General features: G+C 62.7%; 3 protein-coding genes. All 3 read right to left on the reverse strand.

From position 1 onward, the window contains the following. Positions 1 to 975, reverse strand: a 975-nt coding sequence (gene pdhA, locus AC1D00_RS33890; protein ID WP_477013666.1) for a pyruvate dehydrogenase (acetyl-transferring) E1 component subunit alpha, incomplete at its 3' end; no start/stop codon positions are given. 256 nt (positions 976 to 1,231) lie between these two features. Further along, a complete protein-coding gene (locus tag AC1D00_RS33895) occupies positions 1,232 to 2,620 on the reverse strand; it encodes a glycerophosphodiester phosphodiesterase family protein (protein WP_477013667.1) in 1,389 nt (462 codons plus the stop codon). A 170-nt stretch (positions 2,621 to 2,790) separates the two neighbouring features. After that, a partial coding sequence (locus AC1D00_RS33900) for an aldehyde dehydrogenase family protein (RefSeq protein ID WP_477013668.1) occupies positions 2,791 to 3,078 on the reverse strand: 288 nt, incomplete at its 5' end.

A 3,078-nucleotide genomic window follows, 5' to 3' on the forward strand; every position in this document is an offset into this window, starting at 1 on the left:
ATGCTGGGCGAAATCGGCGGACGCGTTGACGATGTCGCGCACCTCGGCGTCGATCGCCTTGAGGTCGGCCTCGCTCACCTTAGCGGCCAGCAGGCGGTTGCGCACCTGCTCGATCGGGTCCTGGTCGTGGCGGACCTTTTCGACCTCCTCGCGCGTGCGGTATTTTGCAGGATCGGACATCGAGTGACCGCGATAGCGGTAGGTCTGCATTTCAAGAATGAAGGGGCCCTTGCCGGCGCGGCACCACGCGGCCGCCTCGTCGCCGGCGGCCTTCACGGCGCGGACGTCCATACCGTCGACCTGCTGGCCGGGGATGTTGAACGACGCGCCGCGCTTGGAGAAGTCCTGCTGCGCCGAAGCGCGCGAGACAGCGGTGCCCATGGCATAGCGGTTGTTCTCGATGACGTAGATCACCGGCAGCTTCCAGAGCTCCGCCATGTTGAAGCTCTCATAGACCTGGCCCTGGTTGGCGGCACCGTCGCCGAAATAGGTGACGCTGACATTGCCGTTGCCGCGATAGTTGTTGGCGAAGGCGAGACCCGTGCCGAGCGAGACCTGGGCGCCGACGATGCCGTGGCCGCCGTAAAAGTGCTTCTCCTTGCTGAACATGTGCATGGAGCCGCCCTTGCCCTTGGAATAGCCGCCGCGCCGGCCGGTGAGCTCGGCCATGACGCCATTAGCCTCCATGCCGGTGGCAAGCATGTGACCGTGATCGCGATAGCCGGTGATGACCTGATCGCCCTCTTTCAGGGCCATCYGCATGCCGACCACCACGGCCTCCTGGCCGATATAGAGGTGGCAGAAGCCGCCGATCGCGCCCATGCCGTAGAGCTGGCCGGCCTTTTCCTCGAATCGCCGGATCAGGAGCATGTCGCGGAGCGCCTTCAGCTCCTGCTCCCTGGTGAATTCCGGGGGCGAACCGCCGTTGGTCTTGTCCTGTGGAGCGCTTGCGGCGGCTTTCTTGGGTGCGGCCATGGGAATTCCGGGTCAGAGAAAACTTTCGTCCTCTCTAACCCAAGTCAAACACCCTTGGAAAGCACCGCGGCGGCATGGCACGATTTTCATTATGCCGCACTGCAACGTGGCCGAAACTTTGCAAAACCTTTGGGCTTGATCAGGTAACTTTAGCTCACGCATCAGCGATGGGGGTGCAAGCAGCCGCCGCACCGAAATTCGGGCACGCTTCTCCGCGGGTCCGAGACCCCGCGCATGCCCGATTCTCAGTGCCGCCTCACCAGCCCAGCTCTCGCAAATACGCTGCGCGGGCGGCAACGCCGGTATGCGTGAAGTCGGTGAAGACCCCGTCCACGCCGAGGCGGAAGAATTTGAGATATTCCAGGACCGGATCGCCGCGATAGTCGGCAGCCAGATATTTCTTCTCGTTCCTGAACGTGAAGACGTGCACGAACAGGCCGAGCTTGTGCGCGTCAGCGACAAGGCTGGTTGCATCCTGCGTCGAAGCTTCCGGCGTCGATCCCTTGTAGGGCGTGCCGTCGGCATTGCTGTCCTTCCACGGCACAATCTTGAGCGGAACGATATAGGGCTTCCACGGGCCGATGCCGTCGGCATAGGTCTTGATCTCGGCAAGGCCCTCGGGCGTCAGCATCGCATCGTACAAGCGCACGTCGCCCGCAATCGTCCAGTCGAACGGACGCGAATTTGTGATGTTGTTGAGGAGGACCTTGCCGGTCTTGAAGTCAATCCCGTTGCCATCAATGAGCTGCACCTGCCGCGTTTCCAGACCGTGGCTGCGCATGTATTTCAGGCTGCCGGGCTCGAAGCTCTGAACCAGGATCGGGGCATCCTTCGTGTTGAGGCCGTTGTCCTTGATGATCTTGATCAGGGCATCTTCGAGCGGGTGGCTGCCRGCGGCACCGCAGCCATTGGCAATCGCCTGGGCATTGTTCCAGGTCGGGTTCTTGGTTTCGGGATAGACGAGGACGGGACGCCCCGCCTCCTTGCTCCTGGCCTTGGCGATGTCGATGACGTCCTGGAAACTGATGACCGGGAATTTGCCGTTGAAGACCTTCGGCCGTTCGTTGGCAGCATCATAGGTGGTGCCGCCGATCCAGCTCTTCAGCTCGGCCATGGTGAAATCGCTGATCGACCAGTCGTTGGTATGGTCCTCGCCGTCGACGATCAATGACTTCAGCACCGATTTGGGGTCGGCCGGGTCGGCGAGATCCGTAAGGTAGTCAGCAGGCCCGCTGGTTGGAGTTGGAGCCTTGACGCGCACACCGGGCACCGTGCGCTTGCGGGCCGCCACGGACGCATTGGTCTTCGCCACCTCGGCAATGTTGGTGTTGTCAGCCAGCCAAGGGTTGTGACGCACCACCAGGACGCAGTCCTTGGTCAGGTGCAGGTCCTCTTCGAGCGCATCGGTTCCGAGCGCTGCGGCGAGATCATACGACGCCTCGGTCTCTTCAGGCACCAGTCCCGGCACGCCGCGATGTCCGAGGATCAGCGGTGGCTTTCCGTCAACGGTCAGGAATTTCTTGGCGCCGGCCGGCGCCGGGCCGGTCTGTGCGCTGGCCAACGATAGCGGGAGGAATGCCAGGGCTGCCGCGCCGAGCAGCATCGCTCCAAGATGTGCCTTCCGCTGCAAATGACTGTTCTTCATGGCCGAGCCTCCGTCCGTACCTGGCATCGCTCCGGATGCCACAAGCGCCGAACCGAATGAGGTCGGCGCGCTCGTCTTGTCTCAATTATCTGACAGACGGATGACGGTGGGGCGGACGAAGAACGGCTCGGAACTGGCGGCGCAGGGTTGCGCCGCCCGCTCCTGTCCGATCAGAAGAAGCCGAGCTTCTTCGGGCTGTAGCTGACCAGGAGATTCTTGGTCTGCTGGTAGTGATCGAGCATCATCTTGTGGGTCTCGCGACCGACGCCCGACTGCTTGTAGCCTCCGAACGCCGCATGCGCGGGATAGGCATGGTAGCAATTGGTCCAGACCCGGCCGGCCTGGATCGCCCGGCCGAAGCGGTAGCAGCGGTTGGCATCGCGGCTCCAGACACCGGCGCCGAGACCGTAGAGCGTGTCGTTGGCGATCGCGAGCGCTTCGTCATCGGTCTTGAAGGT

The sequence above is a fragment of the Bradyrhizobium sp. P2_E8 genome, from assembly GCF_056403875.1.